General features: G+C 54.0%; 14 protein-coding genes, 3 tRNA genes and 3 rRNA genes. 3 read left to right on the plus strand and 17 right to left on the minus strand.

What is annotated here, in order from left to right; translation table 11 throughout:
• Positions 1-342 precede the first annotated feature (342 nt).
• From QPJ95_RS03295 to QPJ95_RS03305, 3 genes are all read right to left on the minus strand, one after another.
• Entirely contained in the window at positions 343-1,428 is a 1,086-nt protein-coding gene (locus QPJ95_RS03295; RefSeq protein WP_270918395.1) for a glycosyltransferase, read from the minus strand.
• An 86-nt stretch (positions 1,429-1,514) separates the two neighbouring features.
• Positions 1,515-2,171, minus strand: coding sequence for an FkbM family methyltransferase (locus tag QPJ95_RS03300; RefSeq protein ID WP_270918396.1), 657 nt, complete (start codon positions 2,169-2,171; stop codon positions 1,515-1,517).
• Between the two features lie 496 nt (positions 2,172-2,667).
• A complete protein-coding gene (locus tag QPJ95_RS03305; protein WP_270918397.1) occupies positions 2,668-3,321 on the minus strand; it encodes a hypothetical protein in 654 nt (217 codons plus the stop codon).
• Between the two features lie 254 nt (positions 3,322-3,575).
• On the opposite strand from QPJ95_RS03305, the gene QPJ95_RS03310 reads away from it, so the two are divergent.
• Positions 3,576-4,322: a DDE-type integrase/transposase/recombinase gene (locus QPJ95_RS03310; protein ID WP_270918405.1), complete on the plus strand. Its 747-nt coding sequence runs from the start codon at positions 3,576-3,578 to the stop codon at positions 4,320-4,322.
• On the opposite strand, the gene QPJ95_RS03315 is transcribed toward QPJ95_RS03310, so the two are convergent.
• A protein-coding gene (locus tag QPJ95_RS03315) for an IS3 family transposase (RefSeq protein WP_390922452.1) occupies positions 4,240-5,369 on the minus strand; the annotation gives its coding sequence in 2 pieces (ribosomal slippage) (positions 4,240-5,126 and positions 5,126-5,369; 1,131 coding nt in all). The genes QPJ95_RS03310 and QPJ95_RS03315 overlap by 83 nt on opposite strands.
• Between QPJ95_RS03315 and QPJ95_RS03320 the strand changes: the two genes are divergently transcribed.
• Positions 5,363-5,698: a hypothetical protein gene (locus QPJ95_RS03320; RefSeq protein WP_270921189.1), complete on the plus strand. Its 336-nt coding sequence runs from the start codon at positions 5,363-5,365 to the stop codon at positions 5,696-5,698. The genes QPJ95_RS03315 and QPJ95_RS03320 overlap by 7 nt on opposite strands.
• Positions 5,695-7,779 (plus strand): hypothetical protein, encoded by a 2,085-nt coding sequence (locus QPJ95_RS03325; RefSeq protein WP_270921188.1) that lies wholly within the window; start codon positions 5,695-5,697, stop codon positions 7,777-7,779. Before QPJ95_RS03320 ends, QPJ95_RS03325 begins: the two co-directional genes overlap by 4 nt.
• A 236-nt stretch (positions 7,780-8,015) precedes the next feature.
• Here QPJ95_RS03325 and QPJ95_RS03330 read toward each other — a convergent pair whose 3' ends face one another.
• The 13 genes from QPJ95_RS03330 to trpA form a co-directional block, all read right to left on the minus strand.
• Positions 8,016-9,986 carry an AAA family ATPase gene (locus QPJ95_RS03330; RefSeq protein WP_270921187.1) on the minus strand — a complete coding sequence of 657 codons (1,971 nt, stop codon included), beginning with the start codon at positions 9,984-9,986 and terminating at the stop codon, positions 8,016-8,018.
• A gap of 446 nt (positions 9,987-10,432) precedes the next feature.
• A tRNA-Met gene (locus QPJ95_RS03335) sits at positions 10,433-10,509 on the minus strand.
• 136 nt (positions 10,510-10,645) lie between these two features.
• Positions 10,646-10,760, minus strand: a 5S ribosomal RNA gene (rrf, locus tag QPJ95_RS03340).
• 273 nt (positions 10,761-11,033) lie between these two features.
• A 23S ribosomal RNA gene (locus tag QPJ95_RS03345) occupies positions 11,034-13,930 on the minus strand.
• A 518-nt stretch (positions 13,931-14,448) separates the two neighbouring features.
• Positions 14,449-14,524 (minus strand) — tRNA-Ala (locus QPJ95_RS03350).
• Between the two features lie 201 nt (positions 14,525-14,725).
• Positions 14,726-14,802 (minus strand) — tRNA-Ile (locus QPJ95_RS03355).
• A gap of 267 nt (positions 14,803-15,069) precedes the next feature.
• Positions 15,070-16,536: ribosomal RNA gene (locus QPJ95_RS03360) — 16S ribosomal RNA — on the minus strand.
• The 16S, 23S and 5S rRNA genes sit together here with 3 tRNA genes alongside, the layout of an rRNA operon.
• Before the next feature lie 654 nt (positions 16,537-17,190).
• A complete protein-coding gene (locus QPJ95_RS03365) occupies positions 17,191-18,816 on the minus strand; it encodes an AMP-binding protein (RefSeq protein ID WP_270920632.1) in 1,626 nt (541 codons plus the stop codon).
• Between the two features lie 83 nt (positions 18,817-18,899).
• Complete coding sequence (locus tag QPJ95_RS03370; protein ID WP_270920631.1) at positions 18,900-20,063, minus strand: serine hydrolase domain-containing protein; 1,164 nt, start codon at positions 20,061-20,063, stop codon at positions 18,900-18,902.
• 73 nt (positions 20,064-20,136) lie between these two features.
• Positions 20,137-20,823 (minus strand): aminoacyl-tRNA hydrolase, encoded by a 687-nt coding sequence (gene pth, locus QPJ95_RS03375; RefSeq protein ID WP_270920630.1) that lies wholly within the window; start codon positions 20,821-20,823, stop codon positions 20,137-20,139.
• Between the two features lie 121 nt (positions 20,824-20,944).
• Complete coding sequence (locus QPJ95_RS03380) at positions 20,945-21,574, minus strand: 50S ribosomal protein L25/general stress protein Ctc (protein WP_270920629.1); 630 nt, start codon at positions 21,572-21,574, stop codon at positions 20,945-20,947.
• Between the two features lie 203 nt (positions 21,575-21,777).
• Positions 21,778-22,944, minus strand: a complete 1,167-nt coding sequence (locus QPJ95_RS03385) for an alpha-hydroxy acid oxidase (RefSeq protein ID WP_270920628.1) — start codon at positions 22,942-22,944, stop codon at positions 21,778-21,780.
• 195 nt (positions 22,945-23,139) lie between these two features.
• Positions 23,140-23,931 carry a tryptophan synthase subunit alpha gene (gene trpA / locus QPJ95_RS03390; RefSeq protein WP_270920627.1) on the minus strand — a complete coding sequence of 264 codons (792 nt, stop codon included), beginning with the start codon at positions 23,929-23,931 and terminating at the stop codon, positions 23,140-23,142.
• Between the last annotated feature and the right edge of the window lie 38 nt (positions 23,932-23,969).

Consider the following 23,969-nt stretch of genomic DNA (forward strand, 5'->3'; position numbering starts at 1 on the left):
CAGCGCTTACAGCGCGACCTTGGCCTTAAACTCTGGGTGAAGTTGCTTCCGCTTCGTCATATCTGATCTCCTTCGTATTGAGGATCAGCAGACTACAAATTGCAGCCTACGCCAGTGTCCGAATTTCGGGGGGGGGGGGGGGCGCTCAGTGGTCTGTTTTTCGGGATAGGTTTGCGGTTTAGTTAAGATGTGTCGGCTTTCTGTTCAGGCCGCTTTTCGTATTTCTGCTTGGCCCGAAGGATGTTCTGTCGGGCTTGCGCTTATCAAGGGCGGCATGATGCCACCCTGAGCTGTAGGCACCTACCACGACCAAGAATACAACCTGTGTCGCAAAAGGTATTTTCAGCGTCTTTTTAAAAGGTGAAATAGCTCGCTAGAATAGGCTTTCAGCGTCAGTTTCGGATTCTTCAAAAATAACGGGAAAAAATCGTACCTATTCGTGTAGAATGATAGCCGTGCGCGGCTGAGGAAGAGTCTCGTTTTGAGCAGTGAGATGATCGGGTCGTCGTGAGCGAGGCCAAAAATCCGAGCATCGTCCAGGCGGTCAGCATAGACTGCCTTGCCGATCGTCTGAATTCTGATCCGTCGCACACAGATTGCACTACGACGTCGGTCTTTGAAATCAAGGTGAGAGATCCCCACACCTTCGCGATAATAAAGAAGCGGTTCATTTATCAAGGTAATTCGACCTTCGAGTGCGGCTCGAAACCCCAGGATGTGGTCGTCGAACACCTGGGATCGGTTTAGTGGTCCGTACTTTCTGAATAGCTCGCGGCTCCAGCCTCCTGAAGCTCCGAGGTAGTGACACAAAGACGGGGCCAAGGGCCAAGGGTCATGGGTCTTGAACACGTCTGCGGTTCTATAGTCCGAGCTGCATTCCTGCCCATTTTTGTCTATCGGCATTGCGTGTGAGTGAACTAATAGAGGGGAGTCTTTGCTAAACGCAGCTTGTATGCAAGTTGCCCGCTCTGGGAATGATACGTCATCACCATATGCGGGGACAATTATTTCACCTTCTGTCCGGAGAACAGATTGGTTTATGTGCGCGACTAGCCCTATATTTACATCATTCCGGTTTACGACAACTTTGTGGGGGCCACGATACCCCTCAACAACCTCTTTGATCACTGTGAAAGTCGAGTCTGTTGAACAATCGTCAGAGATAAGTATCTCAATTGGCTTTCCGGTTTGCGCAAGAGCGGCTTCCACTGCTTGACGCACGTAAGCCTCCTGATTGAAAGTCAGGACGATCATACTGGTATCGTATTTCAACTTATTAATCTCTTGAGTGGATTCAATGATTTGCAGTCGGATTATTGAAGCGTTCGAGGCAATTGAAGGCAGCGGCACTGGTCTAATCTGAGGTAAGGTAAGGTACATTTTTCGCGTCACCCGTACAATTTTGAATGACGAGAAGACGATTTTCATTCAGCATATCTGCAATATTCGGTCAACTAAATTTTCGCTTTCCATCCTCCATTCCAGTGCATTTTGACGAGACATTTGGAGATGTTTCAAGTGACCTTCTCAAACGCGACTACGTTTCCCGTTGATAGATCGCAACGAGGGTATAAGCCGGCGGCAGCACAGGAATCATAGATTTCTTTGATCCCCTGACGCGAGACTACTTTTGGATGGAGCTCAAGGACAAGAACGCGAATTTCCGTCAAATCGACAGCGCAAAGAAGTTCCTCCTCACCGCCTTCAATATCGATGACCAGGACGTCAGGCGCAAATTCAGACAATACATGTTCGAAATTTTCAGTCGGCACGCTTACAACCGACGCCGCTCCCCCTTCTGGTTCCAGGAGTGAACTTTCAGCAAATGACTCATGAATGTAGAAAGTACGATGACTGTCGCCTGCTACTCCACGTACAAGAATTTCATTACGTAGATCGATAGTGGTGAGGCCATTTCTACGGTACAAGTCTTGTATGGGAGCAATAAGCATAGGGTTTGCTTCATAGCTACGGATTTTCGCATCCGGGAAGTGCTTTGCCGCCAACGCCGAGACCACACCAAGGCCTACACCTGCCTCCAAAATGCGATCTCCAGAACGAACGAGCGCCAGAAGTGCTTCGATTTCCGGTGTCTCATATCCAACCCAACTCAACTGATCAAAAATTGGCCTGGTGATATGGTCCCCTTCAAGAGGTACAGTAAGGCCCATGTAGACGATGCTTTCGCGCGTCTTCCAGCCTAGGCGCCTAATTGCTCTCTGTAGTCCGTTCATTTCAAGAACTCTCGTGGTTTCTGCGGCTCTCGAGTGAGGTCATGGAATATGATTTTGCACAGATGACATCATGAATTGGCTTACTTTAGTGAGATTGTGCCGTAAAGTCGCCTTCGAAATACTTCTGCCTTGCGGCGTGGTCTTGGCTAGTTCAGTCTTGATCGCCAAGGAAACCGTCGATGCCAAAACGTATAAGGTTTGCCTCGTTTGCGGTGTCGTCAGTAATAGGGCGACACAGCGGTAAAGATAGTCTCCGGGAATAGAAGTTGCACTGCAATCGGTTTTGAACGTATCGGCAAAACAGGCCAACGGCTTATCCAAATCGTATGTATCTAGCCCATCGCCACCTGATTGAGAGCCGACGCTTAGTTGGCCTTCATTTGGATCGCAGCGAGAGGCAGAAGCGAGCCCGACCTAACCAAATCGGATGCATTCAACTTCTGAGCGTGGCCAGAAGTGCAACTATAGGGTTCCATGGGAATATACGGCGGCGTATCGCCGTCAGGTTCAATGCTGTGGCGAGATAATTTTTCTCGACTTTTCGACTGGAAATCCGTTGGTTTGCGACCTCAGTACTAAACTCAGCCGTCGCCATGAATTCTTCGTACCGCGATTGAGTCATCAGCCTTTTCAACAGGATGCTACCGGGTCGGTCGGCCACAAAATCGTTCATCGAATACTCCACTAACTCACCGTTTAGTGATGCCCTAAATCGTTCCTTGAAGCGCGCAAAATCGAGGGCGAAAATGTAATTGAAATTATGCGTGGAGACATAAAGACAGCCACGCTTTTTTAACGCTTCAGCGACCACGCTTCGCTGTAATACAACGCCATGTCTGCTCATTTCAGCATATATCGAAGCTGCATAATCGTGCTTATCCCGATCGACAACAACCCATATGACTTCAGAGAACCCAATATCGCGCGCCAATGTCTCGATTTCGGAGGCCAGTGTGAGATCAACAATTGCATTTTCGAAGTCCTCCCCACTCAACAGCACCGTATCGCAGCCTTCGCCAGCTTTCGCGCGGCAATCTTGCAGGAATTCACCAAGAATTGAAACGCCTTCGGCCTGAATTCGCCACATCAGACTACTGTGCTGGGTCGGATGCTCGTGCTGTGGGTAGAGAATGCCAAACCTATGAAGGCGGGAGCGGTTTAAGGCGCAAAAATTTTGAAAGGCCGTCGTTCCAGTTTTGTGACATCCACAATGAAGAATAAGTCTAATTTCCGGCACCTCTGGCAGCTATTGGTTCCGGTTCGAAAGGGGTCCGGACCAATGCACAACCCTTGCAAAAACGGATAGCACTCAGGCGGCCGTTGCGAAAGCGCATTTTGCCCGTGCGGTTTCAATGGCTCGTCGCAAATGAACCTCGTCCTTGTTCCCGGACACTGGGGTACTTTACCCCTGTCCATGAAAGGGGCACCAAATGGGACGCCCGCGATCAGCGGCTTGTCATCCGTGAAGCGCGAGATCTGGAGTTGCTGCCAAAGATAAAGGCGTTTTTCAAAGCCAGCGGGAAATGCTATGGGTCCAAGCGCATTCATCAGGATCTAATGGCTGATGGTGAGATCGCTTCTGAGCGGCGTGTGGCGATAATAATGAAAGAAAACAAGGTGTCTCCGCTTCTGCGCAAGCGTAGAAAGCCTGTTACAACCGACCGCAACCATAAATTGAGACCATCACCAAACTTGTTAGAGCAAAACTTCCACTGCCAGACGCCCAACACAGTTTGGTTGGCGGATATTACCTATCTCGGCACGGACGAGGGCTGGCTTTATCTGGCTGGCATCAAAGATATGGCCACGCGAGAAATTGTCGGTTGGGCGATGGAGGGCCATATGCGCGCGGAGCTCTGCTGCGACGCCCTGAAGATGGCTCTGGGCCGCAGAGGCCCCGTTCCCGGATTGATCCACCATTCCCCTTCTCGGGATCATGCTGCGCATAACCCTGCCGGGCAGTGGACTGGACCTGTCCCGCTTTCGTTCCGCCCCTTGTGCTCATTTAGGCGGCGATCTTTTCAAAAGCCAAGGGACTTTTCCAGCCTAATGCCGAGTGTCTCCGGCGGGGATTATAGAACCCATTAATGTACTCGAAGATGGCGATCTCAGCAGCCCTGCGGGTTTGCCAAGAGTGCCGCCAGATCAATTCCGCCTTGATGGTTTTGAAGAAGGTTTCCATTGCGGCGTTATCATAGCAATTACCCTTGCCGCTCATGGATACCTTGAAGCCATACTGGCGCAGGATTTTCTGGTAATCCTGCGAGCAATATTGGCTGCCCCTATCAGAATGATGGATGCATCCTTTGGGCGGCCTGCGCAGGGCTATGGCCATGTTCAGCGCCCGTATGGCCAGATCACGCTTCATCCGGTTGCTGACAGCCCAACCGACCACGCGCCTGGAGTACAGGTCCAGAACCACGGCCAGATAGAGCCAGCCCTCGCGGGCCCAGATGTAGCTGATATCGACAACCCATTTTTGATTGGGTCGATCTGCTGAGAAGTTCCGGTTCAGCAGGTTTGGCGTGATGTTGAACTTGTGATTGCTGTCCGTTGTGGCCTTGTACTTACGGGTTCTGACAACAGATATGCCGTTCTGGCGCATCAATCGGCCGACACGGCGGTGACCAATATCCAGACCAAGCTCTTTCAGTTCTTCGACCATTCTCGGTCGGCCGTAGCTCTGCAAACTCAGGCGGTGCTGCTCCCGGATGTGGGCCAACAGAACCATATCCCCACGTTGACGCTGGCAGGCAGGGCGTTTGCGCCAGGCTCGGTAGCCACGTGGGGTGACATCCACAATCCGGCAAAGTCGCTCTGTGGGAATGCTATTGCGGTGCTTTTCAACAAATGAAAACCTCATTTGCTTTGGTCCGCAAAGAAGATTGTTGCTTTTTTTAGCAGCTCCCTCTCCTCACGTAGAAGGCGGTTTTCCCGGCGAAGGCGCTCGTTCTCATTGGCCAGTTCCTGATCCTCTTTCGAAACAACGTCCGCGTCACGATAGGTTCTGATCCACTTGCACAGGGTGGACATACCAACCCCAAGATCGGAGGACGCCTGTCGGCGGGTCAGCCCGCTGGTCAGTGCGATCCGCACTGCGTCGCGTTTGAATTCTTCGGATGGTCGTGGTGCCATGGTGTATCTCCTTTGGGGCAGAATATGCTCTCAAAGGGGCGGAACAATACCGTGACAGGTCCACCATTTGCCTGGCGCGCCAGGAAAGCCTTCTCGCCAAGTGGTTACCGGGAGGGAGGCTGGAAGGGCGTGAATGGGTCGCGCTCAATCCCACCCGCAACGATCGCCGCCCAGGCTCTTTCCGGATCAATGTTGATAACGGGTTTTGGGCGGACTTTGCGACGCCTGACAAAGGCGGCGACCCGATCAGCTTGTTCGCCTATCTCAACGGCCTCTCACAGAAGCAAGCGGCATTGGAACTGAAGCGGCAATTGGGAATGAGCGCATGAAACACGAATTTTTCTCCCTAGCGCATCCGACCAAGGGCGTTGCGTCCCAACAGTTCGTCTACCGAGATGTGGCAGGTAATCCGGTACTTGTCGCGAACAGGTACAATCTGCCCGACGGGGGGAAATACTTCCTCCCCTACGATGTGGCGCAGGGGAAATGGAAGGCGCTGGACCTGCGTCCAATCTACAACCTGGACAAAGTTGTGAGCGCGGACCCTTCAACCCCGATCATCCTGGTTGAAGGCGAGAAATGCGCGGACGCACTGACCGCGCTTGGATACCTGGCAACAACCACGTTCGGCGGCAGCAACGGCTGGAAGAAAGCGGACCTCTCCCCGCTACACGGGCGCCGCGTATACGCGTGGGGAGACCAAGACGACGCGGGTCAGAAATACGTCCTTGATCTGACCCGTACCCTGGGACCTTCCCCTACCCCTACGCCGGGTAGGGTAGGGAAATCCGAAGCACGCCTAATCCCGATCTCGGCTTCTACCCTACACGAGATCACGGGGACACAGATCGACCTGGTGAAAGGTTGGGACGTAGCCGATTTCTTGGACCTGGGTTTTGGGCGGACAGAAATAGACGCCCTTCTGGAAATGGCAGCGCCCAAAGACATTGGCGATGAAGCCGTGCTCGGCAAGGGAGACACAAGAAACTCCCCATCGCAGAAATCGACATCTGACTCTCCGAATGTCCTCGACGGGATGGAACTTTGGAGAACACCCCAGGATGAGACTTATGCAACTCTGCGAAGGGACGGCCATTTTGAACATTGGCCGACTGCATCCAGGACCTTTCAAAGACACTTGGCCTACGCTCACTTTCAGACCGAGGGAAAGGTTCCATCGGCAACGGCCCTCGAAGATCGGCGGCGAATGCTGGAGGGAGAAGCGCTGTTTGGAGGCGAAACCCATCCCGTCTTCTCGCGGATCGCCTCTATTGGTCGAACCATCTATCTCGACCTTGGGGATGCAAGCTGGCAGGCGGTCGCAATTACCGCCGAGGGTTGGCAGGTGGTCACCCATCCTATGACCCGGTTCCGTCGGTCGCCATCTACGGATGCGTTGCCCGTTCCAGAACGGCACAGCGACGGCATCGAGCTTCTGCGCCCCTTCCTCAACGTCAAAGATGACGATGACTTCCGGATGCTTGTCGCCTGGGTCGTCGGCTGCTTCCATCCCAAAGGTCCCTACCCCATCCTGATCCTGTCAGGTGAACAGGGCAGCGCCAAAAGCACGACAGCGCAGATTTTGCGCAGCCTGGTTGATCCAGCCAATCCCAGCACCCGCAGCACACCCTCAACAGAACAGGATTTGGTGATTGCAGCCAAGCACAACCATGTCCTGTCTTTCGACAATCTGTCCAACATCCGCCCAATGATGGCTGATGCTTTTTGCCGGATTGCCACTGGCGGCGGCTTTGGCACCAGGAAGCTGCACACAGACACAGACGAGGTATTGTTCAACGCGACCCGTCCCTGTCTGTTGAACGGCATACCGGATCTGGCTGCACGCCCCGATCTGGCCGACCGCTCTATTGGCGTCACCCTGCCGGTGATCTCATCACGTGAACGCCGCACACTTGGTAGTTTTAATCGAGACTTCGCCAAAGCGGCCCCCTTCATTCTGGGGGCTCTTCTAGATGCGGTTTCAACCGCTCTTTCCCGAATTGATTCTGTGAGCCTCTCAGAGGCCCCCAGAATGGCGGACTTTGCAAAATGGGTCGTAGCCGCAGCGCCAGCCTTAGGGTGGCCTGAGGGGGCGTTTCTGGACTCCTACGCGGCAAACAGAGAGACCAGCGACCAATCCGCAATCGAAAACAACCCGGTAGCATTGGCAATCTTGCGCCTCATGGGGGCTCAGAAGCACTGGGAAGGCACCGCGACCGACCTCAAGCAAACCCTCCGCCAGCGCTTTCCGGCGCTCACAGATGATCCATACAGCTTTCCACGGCAGGAAAACAAACTCAGCGCCGCGCTTCGACGTGTGCAACCACCGCTTCGTAGACGCGGCATTGCTCTCAGCTTTGAACGTCGTGGGAAGTCAGGCGAACGGCTTATCCAGATCACAACCATATAGTTTATCGTCAGCATCGTCAGTATCGTCAGCCAAGCACACAATCTCAGTCGGCTGACGATGCTGACGATGCTGACGATAAAATTTGGGTTACTGCTATGATACGACCCTGGCTGACCTTCGCTGCGATCGCTGCCAATGGCTGCGCTGCTGAGTAACCGGACCTTGCAAAGTTGAAAGAAGTCGTCCTTTGCAGCGATTTTGTGAATTTCGACAAGCTCCGACGCTAAAAGGGCGATTTACCGCTTCGAAAGGAGCATTCTGAAAGTGCTTATGATTTCCATTGGCGCTAAGTTAGAAAGTTGGCGGAGGGTCGTTTTGCAAACGAAATCCGTAAGCTTTTTCCCATTTCGGTTGTAAGGAATCAGAAACTTGAACTTTTCGACAAGTAGGCTTTCCAAATCGTGCCCTCGCATAGTCAGTACTTTTTGAGGTACTTTTAGAGACATTCCATTCAAATATTCAACTTTGACGGTGTCATCGCCCTCAGATTGTACGCCCAGAATGAACGCAGTCAGTTTGTCGACATTCACTTGCCAAGTTTCTTGTGACCAACTTGATATCCCTAAAAACGACAAATCGCCTTCAAGGTCCAATTTATCCATCACATCCGCTTCATTGGATGATGCCAGCGCAGGAATTAAAAGAACAGGATCCAGCAACAGGTTTTCGATACTGTACCTAACGTCTTCGCATAGGACTCTCAGGGGACCTTCACTGGAATTCTTTCCGTCCCAATCGATCAGTCCAAATATGCTTCTGACACCGGCGTTGGTAAGCTCACCCACATATTTCCTTACTTGATCACAGCCGGAATTAATTTCCTCCCCACTGTCCTTTTTAATTCCGACCGGGATGAAACTGAGAGAGAGCTCCGAGTCAAGTTTGTGCCTGTACTTTTCGTATAAATACGAAAAAAGCTTTGCGTCAGTATCGCTCTCTACGAAAACTTGCCGTCGACCACCGTAAGAAACGGCCACAGTTGGTACGCCGTCTGTGAGGATCGCGAGTGCTCTGTCTTTACTGATTTTGTTAACCCGAGGTGTCGCAATTTCGAAGAGACTCTCTTCATCTGCAAGGGCAACGGTTGTCGGATTGTGCGTCGTCATAATAACTTTAACATGATGCTTTTGAACGATAACTTCCTTGATCGTTTTGAGAAGTCCACGCACCATTGATGGGTGTAGAGGGGCGTCGACTTCGTCAAGGAGGAGCAGTTTTGGAAAAGTTGTTTCTTGCCTATCATCGCTGCCATTAAACAAGCAGATTGCAAACGACATCAGCACTTTTTCGCCAGACGACAGAGTTTCAAATGATACGTTTGCACCCGTCGAGACTTTAGTTAACTGGGGAGTGAAAGCGTGGTCGTCGTAGAGACTAGGACAACTGATCTGAAAGTCCAAGTTTGCTGCCGTGAGTAACTCATTGACGATGTCCCACGGTGGACGCCGATGCATAGTCTCAAATTCTTCATTACTCAGTGGATTGGCATCGCTGTGGCCACTGGCTGCGGCTCCAACCCTTCTCAGGTTCACGCCATATAAGTCACGATACGTGCCGAAAAGTTGAGCGAAAGACTGCTTGAATGGCTCAGTTCTCCCCCAATTCCATGAAGAAACCTCTAAAACTTCTGCATCACTCATGAAGATAATGTCGAACATATTCTGTTCGAATGTAGCTTTCCTCGCGGCCGACGCATTCATAGGTAGAGTTTGGTCAACTATGGCCCCAAGCTGCCTTGCAAAAATGGAAAGTTGAGACACGAATTTGCCATGACCTATTTGTTGAGTGTCTAAATTGGCGTGGATTTCTCGAAGATTCGGGGTGTTCTGCACGTGCAGCAGAAAGTCGGTGGAAATTACGGTAGCGGGTGGAAATCCCAGTTGCGTTACAAGTTTTTGAATGGATTTTTTGAATTGCTTTCTTTGCTGGTTAATTTGTTCAAATCTTTGATCCTTCTCCTGTTGTCGTAGTGCCGAACTGAATTCCGTCGAATTTACTGGGGCAATCTGGCTCCCATCAAAGGATAAAATTTCACTTTGGTGATCCTGAACGCTATCGGAAGAAAATGCCCCCTTGCTTAGCCCGTCCAGAAAATGGGATTTACCTGAGCCATTGATGCCCGTCAAAACCGCGAAATCTGGAAGTACGATTGTTTCGAGTTCTTGGATTGAAATGTGTGGCCTAACGAAACTCACAGTATGGGGCATCCAATAATTTCCTTAACAAATCATTTGGTTCTGGTGAAACAGTACGGGAAGCCAGGCGGGGGGTGCAAGCGTCGGGGCAAGATATCTCAATAAGCGGCCTCGCAAGACGATGGGATACGAAACTCCCACAGAGCGTTTCCAATCGTGTGTTACGTCGATCAGTTGAAACCGCCACTGAGAGTGGTCACTTGACGCTAAGCGCACCAATTGGCGGCAAAGGGCCGTTCGCGCCAGTTGGGCGGACAACATTGAACGCGGCAAAGTCAGCAACCTGGTCGCCCGTGGTCAATGCCGCGAAGGTCCGCAATCGGCGCGATGTGACCTGTCTCCACGTTACTGAACTTTGCTCTCTGCCGTAGCACCAGTGTAGCACCGAAGGGGATTGCACAAACGCAGACGGCCACCCGAAGGTGGCTGTAAGCGTCTGTGTTTGTTGTAGAATTTTATGGTTGCGGGAGTAGGATTTGAACCTACGACCTTCAGGTTATGAGCCTGACGAGCTACCGGGCTGCTCCATCCCGCGACAGTTTTGTTTGGGCTACCGCTTACGCTGCTTGAGCCCAGGTCAGTCTCTCTTGCGATGTGCGGCGAGACTGTGGTGCTTCAGGACGATGGTTTGTTCTGAAGGTATTGTTTGTTATCGTTGGGGATTTTTCTAGGTTTGGCGGTGCCCTACTCTCCCACACCTTAAGATGCAGTACCATCGGCGCAACAGTGCTTAACTTCCGGGTTCGGGATGGGACCGGGTGTTTCACTTGCGCTATGACCACCAAACCGAGGAAAATCCCCGCTTTGGAGAGATATACGGCGAGCTTGCAGAGCAAGCGCGCCGAGCAGGAGACAGTGTCTTTGCGAAGCAAAGGCGCGTTCCTGCATCAACTCCGGAGTGTTTGCCGACGGCAAGTCACTCCGTTTTGTCCAAGTCTTGTATAGTCTGATACGTGTCTTGCCGCCAGTTATGGCGACCTTAAGACACGGTTGGAATGTATGCTTTGATTGTCGTTCACAGAGTTTTTGTTATTGCTAACAGTCTGTCTATTACTGGATCAAATCAAGCCTATCGGGCAATTAGTACCAGTCAACTGAACGTGTTACCACGCTTACATCTCTGGCCTATCGACGAGGTGGTCTACCTCGGCCCTCAGGGATACCTTGTTTTGAGGGGGGCTTCCCGCTTAGATGCCTTCAGCGGTTATCCTGTCCGAACATAGCTACCCAGCACTGCCGTTGGCACGACAACTGGTCCACCAGTGGTTCGTTCACCCCGGTCCTCTCGTACTAGGGGCAACTCCTCTCAAGTATCCTACACCCACGGCAGATAGGGACCGAACTGTCTCACGACGTTCTAAACCCAGCTCACGTACCTCTTTAAACGGCGAACAGCCGTACCCTTGGGACCTGCTCCAGCCCCAGGATGAGATGAGCCGACATCGAGGTGCCAAACACTGCCGTCGATATGGACTCTTGGGCAGTATCAGCCTGTTATCCCCGGCGTACCTTTTATCCGTTGAGCGATGGCCCTTCCACTCGGGACCACCGGATCACTATGACCGACTTTCGTCTCTGCTCGACTTGTCAGTCTCGCAGTCAGGCTGGCTTCTGCCATTGCACTCAACGACCGATTTCCGACCGGTCTGAGCCAACCTTCGCGCGCCTCCGTTACGCTTTAGGAGGCGACCGCCCCAGTCAAACTACCCGCCACACAGGGTCCCGGATCCGGATAACGGACCGCGGTTAGACATCAAGCAGAGCAAGGGTGGTATCTCAAGGGAGGCTCCACCAAAACTAGCGTTTTGGTTTCGAAGCCCACCACCTATCCTGCACATGCTCGGCCTAATGCCAATGTGAAGCTGTAGTAAAGGTGCACGGGGTCTTTCCGTCTAACCGCGGGAAGCCTGCATCTTGACAGGCAATTCAATTTCGCTGAGTCTATGTTGGAGACAGCGGGGAAGTCGTTACGCCATTCGTGCAGGTCGGAACTTACCCGACAAGGAATTTCGCTACCTTAGGACCGTTATAGTTACGGCCGCCGTTTACCTGGGCTTCAATTCAGAGCTCTCACCCCTCCTTTTAACCTTCAGGCACCGGGCAGGCGTCAGACCCTATACGTCGTCTTACGACTTCGCAGAGCCCTGTGTTTTTAATAAACAGTCGCCACCCCCTGGTTTGTGCCCCCAGCTTCCACTTGCGTAGAAACCGGGCCTCCTTCTCGCGAACTTACGGAGGTATTTTGCCGAGTTCCTTCAACATAGTTCTCTCAAGCGCCTTGGTATTCTCTACCTATCCACCTGTGTCGGTTTAGGGTACGATCTCATGGAAGGGCTATTTCCAGGGACCTCTCAGCAGCCCATTCAATCCGATAAGGATGAACTACCTCTGAGATCCGTCACCACTTCCTGGCCCAGGAATATTAACCTGGTTCCCATCGACTACGCCTTTCGGCCTCGCCTTAGGGGTCGGCTTACCCTGCTCAGATTAGCTTTAAGCAGGAACCCTTGGATTTTCGGCGAGAGTGTCTCTCACACTCTTTGTCGCTACTCATGTCATCATTCTCACTAGTGATCTCTCCACCGGATGGCTTACGCCCCGGCTTCATCGAAAGATCCGGTCCTCCAAAATGCCCCGAAGGACACTAAAGAGGATAGGATCTATGTCACACTACGCTCTGCTACCATGCACTTACGTGCATCCTCGGCTTCGGCTCATGGCTTGAGCCCCGTTACATCTTCGCCGCAGGACAACTTATTTAGACCAGTGAGCTGTTACGCTATCTTTAAAGGATGGCTGCTTCTAAGCCAACCTCCTGGTTGTTTTGGTCGTCCCACCTGCTTTCCCACTTAGCCATGAATTAGGGGCCTTAGCCGGAGGTCAGGGTTGTTTCCCTCTTCACTACGGACGTTAGCATCCGCAGTGTGTCTGCCATCTAGTACTCCTCGGTATTCGGAGTTTGGTTAGGGTCAGTAAGGCTGTATGCCCCCATTGCCCATCCAGTGCTCTACCCCCGAGGGTATTCGGATGACGCTCTACCTAAATAGATTTCGCAGAGAACCAGCTATCTCCGAGTTTGATTGGCCTTTCACCCCTTGGCACAGCTCATCCCGATCTTTTTCAACAGATGTGGGTTCGGTCCTCCAGTGCATGTTACTGCACCTTCAACCTGGCCATGCCAAGATCACTCGGTTTCGGGTCTGATCCCACAAACTCATGCGCCCTATTAAGACTCGCTTTCGCTGCGCCTACACCTAACGGCTTAAGCTTGCTTGTGAGACCAAGTCGATGACCCATTATACAAAAGGTACGCTGTCAGGCCTCCGGATCCGAAGATCATTGGGGCCCTCCAACTGATTGTAGGCGTTCGGTTTCAGGTACTGTTTCACTCCCCTCGTCGGGGTGCTTTTCACCTTTCCCTCACGGTACTGGTTCACTATCGGTCAGTAAGGAGTACTTAGCCTTCGAAGGTGGTCCTCCGATCTTCAGACAGAATTTCACGTGTTCCGCCCTACTTAATACGTCCATCAGAGCTTAGAATACGGGACTATCACCCGCTATGGTCATGCTTCCCAACATGTTCTTCTCACTCATCTGGCTCGGCTGGTCCCCGTTCGCTCGCCGCTACTAGGGGAGTATCATATTGATTTCCTTTCCTCCGGGTACTTAGATGTTTCAGTTCCCCGGGTTTGCCTTTTTAACCCTATGTATTCAGGTTAAAAATACCTGGTTTACCAACTTATTTTGCCCTACCGCGCGGAGCGCTACTTGAGGGCGAACCCTTTCGTAGTCTCAACAAAGTAGTATAAATAAGAAAGTATCAGGTGGGTTGCCCCATTCAGAAATTCATGGATCAAAGCTTATTCTCAGCTCCCCATGACTTATCGCAGAGTATCACGTCTTTCATCGCCTCTTACTGCCAAGGCATTCACCAAACGCCCTTTTCGCGCTTGATTTGATCCAGAAATAGAAAGACTTGATATTTGCCCTACCGCCTAGCGGCTACTTGAGGGCGTTTGACCGCTCCCAACCAGCGTTGGAATGTAGAACAATCCGATCGATCAGAGAACAGAAGCTGGTAAGAAACTGTTCCCATATATCTCTGATATCAAAAGCATACTTTCCCGCTCGCACCATAGTAATGATGCGAACAATTTGAGCACGTCCCGTATGCAATCACCATCCGTGCGGGAGGTGACTGAAGAACGTACTCGGGTTAGTTTACTTGACTTGGACAACACCGTCGTTTCAGTCCGGCATACCCATAAACATCCGAGGAAACAGATGTCGTACAGGCTTGCATCACGCCCCCGAAGGGAAGATCAGCACCAATCTGAGGTCTCTCCCTTACTCGGGCGACCAACAGTATTGTTGATTATATCTCTCTAAACGATGTCAAGGCTTCTTGCGAAGCCACGTCCGATTGGACGTTCAAACATTCAAAGGAATGCTTGAAGATCTAATCAAAGTAAATTGGTGGAGCCTAGGAGGATCGAACTCCTGACCTCCTGAATGCAAATCAGGCGCTCTCCCAGCTGAGCTAAGGCCCCAGTTAATTTGCGCCGCAAATTGACTGGGCGTGCTGGCAGCCGACTTTCAGGGAAAGTCTGCGAGAAGCACTCAGTCATGTTCTGCGAGGCAGGGTGTAATCCTGAGACCCGCTGTCGGGACAGTCCACTGCGTAGACTACCTTGTCGCTTGTCACCAAGAGGACCTGTTATTCCCACTTGTCCGCGAAGCGGAAAGTGGGGTGGTGGGTCGAGGAGGACTTGAACCTCCGACCTCACGCTTATCAGGCGTGCGCTCTAACCACCTGAGCTACCGACCCGATTTTCATTCTGCATAAGCAAAACAAAACCAGTGTGCGAGCAGCACTCAGTGGTTATGTCACCGAACAGCTGCCGATAACGGCTGCTGCCGCGTGTTTCTGAAGAGATATGAGGACGGCCTGGCTCTGTCTGAGATCTTGCGATCCCAAACTGAGACTTGCGTCTCTATGATCATACACCCATTTCGGGCGCCGCTTCGTGAGAAGCGGAGATCTGCTAAGTGTTTCACGAGATCAGCAAGCTGATCTGGCTAGAAACATCCTTAGAAAGGAGGTGATCCAGCCGCAGGTTCCCCTACGGCTACCTTGTTACGACTTCACCCCAGTCGCTGAACCCACCGTGGTCCGCTGCCTCCTGTTGCCAGGTTGGCGCACGGCCTTCGGGTAGACCCAACTCCCATGGTGTGACGGGCGGTGTGTACAAGGCCCGGGAACGTATTCACCGCGTCATGCTGTTACGCGATTACTAGCGATTCCGACTTCATGGGGTCGAGTTGCAGACCCCAATCCGAACTGAGACAGTTTTTTGGGATTAACCCATTGTCACTGCCATTGTAGCACGTGTGTAGCCCAACCCGTAAGGGCCATGAGGACTTGACGTCATCCACACCTTCCTCCCGCTTATCACGGGCAGTTTCTCTAGAGTGCCCAGCTTAACCTGCTGGCAACTAAAGATGTGGGTTGCGCTCGTTGCCGGACTTAACCGAACATCTCACGACACGAGCTGACGACAGCCATGCAGCACCTGTCACTATGTCCCGAAGGAAGGCTCCATCTCTGGAGTTGTCATAGGATGTCAAGGGTTGGTAAGGTTCTGCGCGTTGCTTCGAATTAAACCACATGCTCCACCGCTTGTGCGGGCCCCCGTCAATTCCTTTGAGTTTTAATCTTGCGACCGTACTCCCCAGGCGGAATGCTTAATCCGTTAGGTGTGTCACCGAATAGCATGCTACCCGACGACTGGCATTCATCGTTTACGGTGTGGACTACCAGGGTATCTAATCCTGTTTGCTCCCCACACTTTCGTACCTCAGCGTCAGTATCGAGCCAGTGAGCCGCCTTCGCCACTGGTGTTCCTCCGAATATCTACGAATTTCACCTCTACACTCGGAATTCCACTCACCTCTCTCGAACTCTAGACCAGGAGTTTATGAGGCAGTTCCAGGGTTGAGCCCTGGGATTTCACCCCATACTTTCTGATCCGCCTACGTACGCTTTACGCCCAGTAATTCCGAACAACGCTAGTCCCCTCCGTATTACCGCGGCTGCTGGCACGGAGTTAGCCGGGACTTCTTTACTAGATACTGTCATTATCATCTCTAGCGAAAGTGCTTTACGACCCTAAGGCCTTCATCACACACGCGGCATGGCTGGATCAGGCTTGCGCCCATTGTCCAAGATTCCCCACTGCTGCCTCCCGTAGGAGTCTGGGCCGTGTCTCAGTCCCAGTGTTGCTGATCATCCTCTAAAACCAGCTAAAGATCGTAGACTTGGTAGGCCATTACCCCACCAACTATCTAATCTTACGCGGGCTGATCCTTCTCCGATAAATCTTTCCCCAAAAGGGCGTATACGGTATTACTCTCAGTTTCCCGAGGCTATTCCGTAGAGAAGGGTACATTCCCACGCGTTACTAACCCGTCCGCCGCTCGATCCCGAAGGATTGCGCTCGACTTGCATGTGTTAGGCCTGCCGCCAGCGTTCGTTCTGAGCCAGGATCAAACTCTCAAGTTGAAACGATCTTGCGATCGTGTCCTTGACGTCGAACCTCTGCACATATCGTCCCATTGTTCAAATGGGACAGTTTAACCGTTTGGTTGTGCTTCAGTTTCAAAAGAAACCGAAACCCTCCAAACAGTGAAGCTGACACTGGTCATCGGTTCGTATGCATATACGACCCTACCAGCGTTGATATATGCACAGGTTGATCCATCGAATGAACCAAACCGCCCACATATCTCTTCAGATATATAAATTTTCAAAGAGCAGCAGACCAAAGGTCCTAGGCTCGTAAGCCCCAGAGACCAAAATCAAACCGATGCGCCAATCTCTCAGCACGCCCGCTTCAACCCCAATCTCCATCCCCCGTCTCTCCGAAGCGTCCCCGGTAGCACATCTGCGCCGCCGGTAGGGGGGTTCTAGGGTTATCGCACCCAGCCCGCAACAGCTAAATTACACAAATCGAAAGTTTCCTTGAAGAAAGCGGACAAACCTCGCAAAAACAACGCCTTACACCAAGATAAAGCCACCCCCCTGCCCCATTATCCCAGCACAAAACCAGCAGAACCGCCAAACCACAGCCCCCGGATCAACCATATAGCGCAACCCGCAGAGATACCCACAGGCCTGCAGAGTCTCACAGAGGAAATCACCCAGAATCGCAGCCCATCAGACCGCGCGTAGCGCGCGGCGCAGGATTTTGCCGACATTGGATTTGGGCAGTTCTTCCAGATAGGTAATCTGGCGCGGTACTTTATAGCCGGTCAGGTTCTCGCGACAGTGGGCAATGATTGCCTGGTCACTCAGCTCAGCTCCGGGGGTTTTGACGACAAAGACGCTTACGGCCTCACCGGTCTTGTCATCCGGCACCCCGATACAGGCACATTCGGCGACTCCGGCACAGGCGGTGACAACCGCTTCGATTTCATTGGGAAAGACATTGAACCCCGAGACAATGATCATGTCCTTCTTGCGATCGACAATGCGCAGGAAGCCGGCCTCGTCAAACACCCCGATATCACCGGTGCGGAAATAGCCATCTGCGGTAAAGGCCTCGGCGTTGGCGGCGGGCCTGTTCCAGTAGCCTGCCATGACCTGCGGTCCCTTGGCGCAGATCTCGCCACGCTCCCCCAGGGCGACGGGTCTGTCGTCATCGCCGAGCAGAATGATATCGGTGGAGGGCACCGGCAGGCCACAGGACCCGGTGAACTCAGACACCCCAATCGGCACCAGCGTCAGCACCGGCGATGCCTCGGACATGCCGTAGCCTTCGGTGATATGCGAGCCAGTCAGCGCCTTCCAGTTCTGCGAGGTGGTTTCGATGACGGCGGCGCCGCCACCAATCGCCACTTTGAGCCGGGAAAAGTCCACATCCCCAGCACCGGGGTGCATCGCCATGCCGGCAAACAGCGTATTGACCGCTGGAAAGACAGTGATGCCTGCGTCTTTGATCGCGGCCAGAAAGGCATCCATGTCACGCGGGTTGGGGATCAGGATGATGCGGGCTCCGATTGACAGATTGGCCAGCGACAGGGTCAGGCCAAAGATGTGATACAGCGGCAGCGCACAGACCATCACCTCCTCGCCCGGCTTTGAGGCCTCGTGTAGCAGCGCCTTGTACTGCTCCAGATTGGCCACCACATTGCGATGACTGAGAACGGCCCCCTTGGACGGGCCCGTTGTGCCGCCAGTGTACTGGAAAAAAATATTGTCCTGACCTGTCAGTGCAACGGGGGTATGGGCCAGCCCTGCCCCCTGTTGCAGCATATCGGCAAACTTGAGGGCGTCGCCAAGGCGCGGATCCACGGCCGGCGTCGGGATCGGCAGGCCAATGCCATCGCCCAGATCAATGGTGATGACGGTCTTCACCGGTGTATTGTCGATAATTTCGGCCAGCACCGGCGTCGAGCCGCCAAAGATCAGGATCTTGTCCACATCGGCATCAACCAACTGGTGCTCTAGCTCGCGCGATGTATATAGCGGATTGACGTTAACCTGCACCGCCCCAGCGCGCAGAATGCCGAGCATGGCAATGGGAAAGGCAAAGATATTGGGGCACATCAGGGCAATACGATCACCGCGTTTGACCGCCATTTTCACCTGCAGATAGGCCGCCACCGCACGCGATTTCGCCTCCACCTCGGCGTAGCTCATGGTCTGGCCGAAACATTCATATGCGGCGCTGTCGCCGTAGGTCTGCGCCGCCTCCTCAAACAGCGCCACAATCGAGGGGTAGCGATCTGGATTGATCTCGGCCGGAACGCAGTCATCGTATGTTTTCAACCAATTTTTCATCTCTATTTCCTCTTGATCCAAAATACGCAGCACTGTCCGCAGTACCGGGAGAGGGCAACCGCCGCGCTGCCCCTTTCCCGAAGTTACAATATCTGTGCCAGTTTGCGGAACATTCCAATGTTACTGTTGTTCACGCCTTTTTCGCGGAACTTGCGATCGGCGCCGGTGGTCACGATCACCACGTCACGCACCTGGTCGATATAGATGTATTGCCCATAGACACCGCGGGCCATGAACTCTCCGTCTTGGGCGCCGACAGGGATCCACCACTGGTAGCCATAGCCGATATCACCGGGCGCCGTCGGAGCCGAGGCCTGTGTCGACTCGGCGATCCACATAGCCGGTACAATCTGTTGGCCGCCGTAGGCGCCGTTCTGCGCGATCATCAGGCCAAAGCGGGCATAGTCGCGGCTGGTAAAATTCAGCCCTCCCAGCACAAAGGCCACTCCGGCACCGTCGGTGATGTAATAGCCATCCCGCTCCAGCCCCAGTGGCATCAGGATTTTCTCGCTCAGCAGAGAGGGCATATCGCGGCCGGTGGCGCCACGGATCACCATGCCGATCACATGGGTGTCGATCGAGACATACTGCCAGGTGTCGCCGGGGGTGGCAAAACTGTCCTTCAGATCTGCAGTGAACTGATCCAGAGTACCGCCCAGCGCAATGACCCGGCCCATGCGGTTGATGTCGGAGCTGTACTCCAGGTAATCCTCGTCAAAGCTCACTCCGCTGGCCATGTTCAGCACGTTCCTGATGCTGGCACCGTCATAGGCGCTGCCCTCCAGCAAGGGCGCATATTTGGTGACCGGGTCATCAAGCGAGGCAATCGCACCCTCCTCCATCAGCACTCCGAACAGGGCAGACAGATAGCTTTTGGCCACCGACCAGGACACCCGCCGGTCGCTGGAACTGGTGCCAAGATAATAGCTTTCGTGACGAATCTGGCCATTGTGCAGCACCAGCAGCGAGGTCACCGCCCGGTCGTTGATCCATTGATCTGCGCCCGCAGGCAGGGTCATGTCATCGCCTTGCGGCAGCGGGCTGATCGCACCGGCGCCGCGCGCCAGCGGAGTGGTCACAAAGGCACCCTCCATATTGGAGAAGTTGCCAACGATTTTCTCTTCTGAGAACAGCGAGTTTACCGCCAGCAAGCGAAAGATCTCTTCGCGCTTCCACAGGCCAAGCGCCACGCTGACAACAGCCAGTACCAGCACTAATCGAACAATGATCTTGAACGCCCTACGCATTTGCCTACCTCCCGTTTTGCCCAGCCAAGCCTGTGAAGGCCATTAGGGCAACCCGGACGCTACGGAAGCTGCGTTATTTGAATTTTCCGAGCAGTTTTTGTAGCGGTGATTGTTGATCGGGCTGGTCTGCAACACCTTCCGGCTTGGCCGCCTGCGGCGCCTGTACCTTTGGTTTGCTGGTCGAACTGCGCGGCGGTGCAATGCGCAGGGCCACTGCATTCATGAACCGGCCGCCATCGCCGGCCGCCAGCGACGCAGCGCCATCCGAGATGCCACGCATCAGATCATCCAGCCAGACCTCGTCCGCCTTGGGGAAATCCCGCAGCACATATCCCGCCACCGCGTCTTTGTGTCCCGGATGGCCAATGCCCAGACGCACCCGGCCATAGTCCGCCCCGATATGCGAATGGATCGAGCGCAGCCCATTGTGCCCGGCATGGCCGCCGCCCTGCTTGACCCGGCATTTGCCCGGCGCCAGATCCAGCTCGTCATGCAGCACCATCACATCATCGACGGTCAGCTTATAAAACCGCATCGCCTCGCCGACCGATTGGCCAGACAGATTCATGAAGGTCTGCGGTTTCAGCAGCAGCACTTTGGCACCGCCTAGCATGCCCTCGCAGAGCTGCGCCTGAAATTTACTTTTCCACGGTGAAAACCCGTGATCCGAGGCAATCTGATCCAGAGCCATAAAGCCGATATTGTGGCGGTTGCGGGCATATTTGCCGCCCGGATTGCCGAGGCCGACGAAAAGTTTCATGCCGGGGTGTTCCTTGCGAATAACGATACTAAGTGTTTTGCCCTGAAATGCGGCATTTGCCAAACATCAAAAAAACGGGGCCCCGAAGGACCCCGTTTCAAATTTGCCAATGGCAAAAATCTTAGGCTTCGGCTGGGGCTTCTTCGCCCTCGGCTTCGTCCTCATTGTCTGCCGAACGCAGCCCGGATGGGGCCGAGATGTTGGCAATAACGAACTCACGGTCGATGGTGGCGCGGACGCCGGCAGGCAGGGTGATCGAGGAGATGGTGATGGTTTCACCAACGTCCATGCCAGTCAGGTCCACAACCAGCTTCTCAGGGATGTCACCCGCAGTCACAACCAGCTCGACCTCAGGACGCACAACGGTCAGAACACCGCCACGCTTCAGGCCGGGGGCTTCTTCTTCGTTGATGAATTCGACCGGAATGAACAGGGCGATTTCCGAAGTGCGACGCAGGCGCATCAGGTCCAGGTGAGTCGGCAGATCTTTGACCACATCACGCTGCACGTGGCGGCAGATCACCCGAACATCGTCGTGGCCTTCAACCTTGAGGTTGAACAGGGTCGACTTGAACCGGCCAGCTTTCAGCTTCTTCAAAAGAACTTTGAAGGGGATCTTGATTGCCAGTGGATCGGTGTCGCCACCGTAAACGATACCTGGGACCATGCCGTCGCGGCGTGTCTGACGAGCGGCGCCCTTGCCTGTCCCCGTCCGTTCCAGAGCTACGAGATCAGGAATCTCTCCAGCCATGATAATACTCCAAATGTTAGGGCGGGAATCCTCCAAGGCTGTATCCCCGCGTGAAGAGGCGCATATAGAGGAAAGCCGGAAGGATGGAAAGAGGCCTTGGGAGGACTGCCGCATTTGCCGCGACCCCAACGGAGACAGCGCAGCCCGATAACTGCGGCGGCGCCTTCCCCAAAAAGGTCGAGCCCCGCCCCAAGGCAAGCGTCTTAGTCTTGCCAGTTGCCTTCAAACCCTTGCGGAACAAGTAGGTTATCGCGGCTGAGGGTATCAACCGACGTGACCCCACACAGGCCCATGGTGGTTTCCAACTCTTTCTGGATAAGCTCCAGCGATTTGGTCACCCCCGCCTCGCCCATGGCTCCCAGCCCATAGATATAGGCGCGGCCGATATAGGTGCCCTTGGCCCCCATCGACAGCGCCTTGAGCACGTCCTGACCCGAGCGGATGCCGCTGTCGAGGTGCACCTCGATCTTGTCACCAACCGCATCCATAATCGCAGGCAGCGATTTGATGGCGCTCAGCGCTCCGTCCAGCTGGCGGCCACCGTGGTTGGAAACGATGATGGCATCAGCGCCGACGTTCAGCGCCTGCTTGGCGTCTTCGGCATCCAGGATACCCTTGATGATCAGCGGTCCGTCCCACATTTTGCGGAACTGGCGAATCCGGTCCCAGTCCAGCGCCTGATCAAAGGCCTCGGCGGTCCAGGTGCCCAGCGACGACGGATCCTTCACCCCCTTGGCATGACCAACGATATTGCCAAAGAACCGCCGTTTGGTGCCCAGCATGCCCAGACCCCACTGCACCTTGGTCATCATGTCGGCGATGGATTTCACCGTCAGCTTTGGTGGTGCCGACAAGCCGTTCTTCAGATCCTTGTGACGTTGACCCAGCAATTGCAGATCCACCGTGATCACCGCCGCCGAACACTTGGCGTCCTTAGCGCGATCAAACAGCCGCTGCATGAAGTCATCGTCTTTCAGGGTGTAGACCTGCATCCAGAACGGCTTGCTGGTGTTCTCGGCCACATCCTCGATCGAACAGATCGACATGGTGGACAGGGTGAACGGCACCCCGAAGCTCTCCGCCGCCCTAGCCGCCTTGATCTCTCCATCGGCGTGCTGCATGCCGGTCAGGCCCACAGGGGCCAGCGCCACCGGCATCGCAACATCCTGACCAATCATCTGACCCGCGGTCGAGCGCCCGGTCATGTCCAACGCCACCCGCTGACGCAGGCGGATCTGGTCAAAATCACTGGTGTTCTCGCGAAAGGTCTGCTCGGTCCAGCTGCCGCTTTCGCAATAATCATAAAACATCCGAGGAACCCGGCGCTGATAAATGCGTTTGAGGTCGTCGACATTGGTAATGACTGGCACTTGGCAGGCCTCCGTTTCAACTTGGTAAAAATTATTTACCAATTCATCAAGGCAAGCGCAATGGCGCAACAAAACGAGACGTCATACCTAGGGTTCACACTGCCGTGCCCTAAGTTTCGCCCATGTTCCCGGCAGGTCTTGGTGAATGGCACGCGTCCGCCATCGGCGGGCGCGGGTTTAGTATTAGGTGTCGACCTAGGCGCGGTGGGCGCCGTCTGATAGCGTTTTCACAAAGGCCAGTACCTCGGCCACCGGCTTGCCCGCGCCGATCTGGCTGACGATGGCGCTGCCAACAACGGCGCCGTCCGAGATGGACGCGATGGTCTGCGCGCGATCGGGTGTGTTGATGCCAAAGCCAACAATGACCGGCAGATCGGTGGCCGCCTTGATGCGGGCGACCTCGGGGCCGACATCGCCAGCCTCGGCCTCGGCGGCACCGGTGATGCCGGTGATCGAGACGTAATAGACAAAGCCCGAAGTATTTTGCAGCACCCGCGGCAGCCGCGCATCATCGGTGGTGGGGGTGGCCAGACGGATAAAGTTCAGCCCCGCCTGCTGCGCCGGGATGCACAGTTCGGCGTCTTCTTCGGGGGGGAGATCCACAATGATCAGCCCATCAACGCCAGCCGCCTTGGCATCGACCAGGAATTTGTCGACGCCGCGCGAATAGATCGGATTATAATAGCCCATCATCACAATCGGGGTGGTGTTGTCGGTCTTACGGAACTCTGTCGCCAGATCCAGCGTCTTTTGCAGCGTCATGCCGCCGTCCAGTGCCCGTTGACCAGCCAGCTGAATTGTTGGACCGTCCGCCATAGGGTCGGTAAACGGCACTCCCAGTTCGATAATATCGACGCCAGCGTCGGGCAGACCTTTGACGATCTCCAACGAGGTGTCGAAATCAGGATCCCCGGCCATCACATAGGCCACAAAGGCTTTTTTTCCGGCAGCCGAGAGTTCGGCAAATTTGGCATCAATGCGGGTCATGGTCGGGCCTTTTCCTTTGTACCCGTTGGATGTGCCCA

This window comes from Parasedimentitalea psychrophila, assembly GCF_030285785.1.
GTDB classification, from domain to species: domain Bacteria; phylum Pseudomonadota; class Alphaproteobacteria; order Rhodobacterales; family Rhodobacteraceae; genus Parasedimentitalea; species Parasedimentitalea psychrophila.

Bases quoted from the DNA above. Each gene is read 5' to 3' on its own strand.
- QPJ95_RS03295 (WP_270918395.1), bottom strand. From the start codon at position 1,428: ATGAAAATCGTCTTCTCGTCATTCAAAATTGTACGGGTGACGCGAAAA.
- QPJ95_RS03300 (WP_270918396.1), bottom strand. From the start codon at position 2,171: ATGGGCCTTACTGTACCTCTTGAAGGGGACCATATCACCAGGCCAATT.
- QPJ95_RS03305 (WP_270918397.1), bottom strand. From the start codon at position 3,321: ATGTGGCGAATTCAGGCCGAAGGCGTTTCAATTCTTGGTGAATTCCTG.
- QPJ95_RS03325 (WP_270921188.1), top strand. From the start codon at position 5,695: ATGAAACACGAATTTTTCTCCCTAGCGCATCCGACCAAGGGCGTTGCG.
- QPJ95_RS03330 (WP_270921187.1), bottom strand. From the start codon at position 9,986: ATGCCCCATACTGTGAGTTTCGTTAGGCCACACATTTCAATCCAAGAA.
- QPJ95_RS03365 (WP_270920632.1), bottom strand. From the start codon at position 18,816: ATGAAAAATTGGTTGAAAACATACGATGACTGCGTTCCGGCCGAGATC.
- QPJ95_RS03370 (WP_270920631.1), bottom strand. From the start codon at position 20,063: ATGCGTAGGGCGTTCAAGATCATTGTTCGATTAGTGCTGGTACTGGCT.
- pth (WP_270920630.1), bottom strand. From the start codon at position 20,823: ATGAAACTTTTCGTCGGCCTCGGCAATCCGGGCGGCAAATATGCCCGC.
- QPJ95_RS03380 (WP_270920629.1), bottom strand. From the start codon at position 21,574: ATGGCTGGAGAGATTCCTGATCTCGTAGCTCTGGAACGGACGGGGACA.
- trpA (WP_270920627.1), bottom strand. From the start codon at position 23,931: ATGACCCGCATTGATGCCAAATTTGCCGAACTCTCGGCTGCCGGAAAA.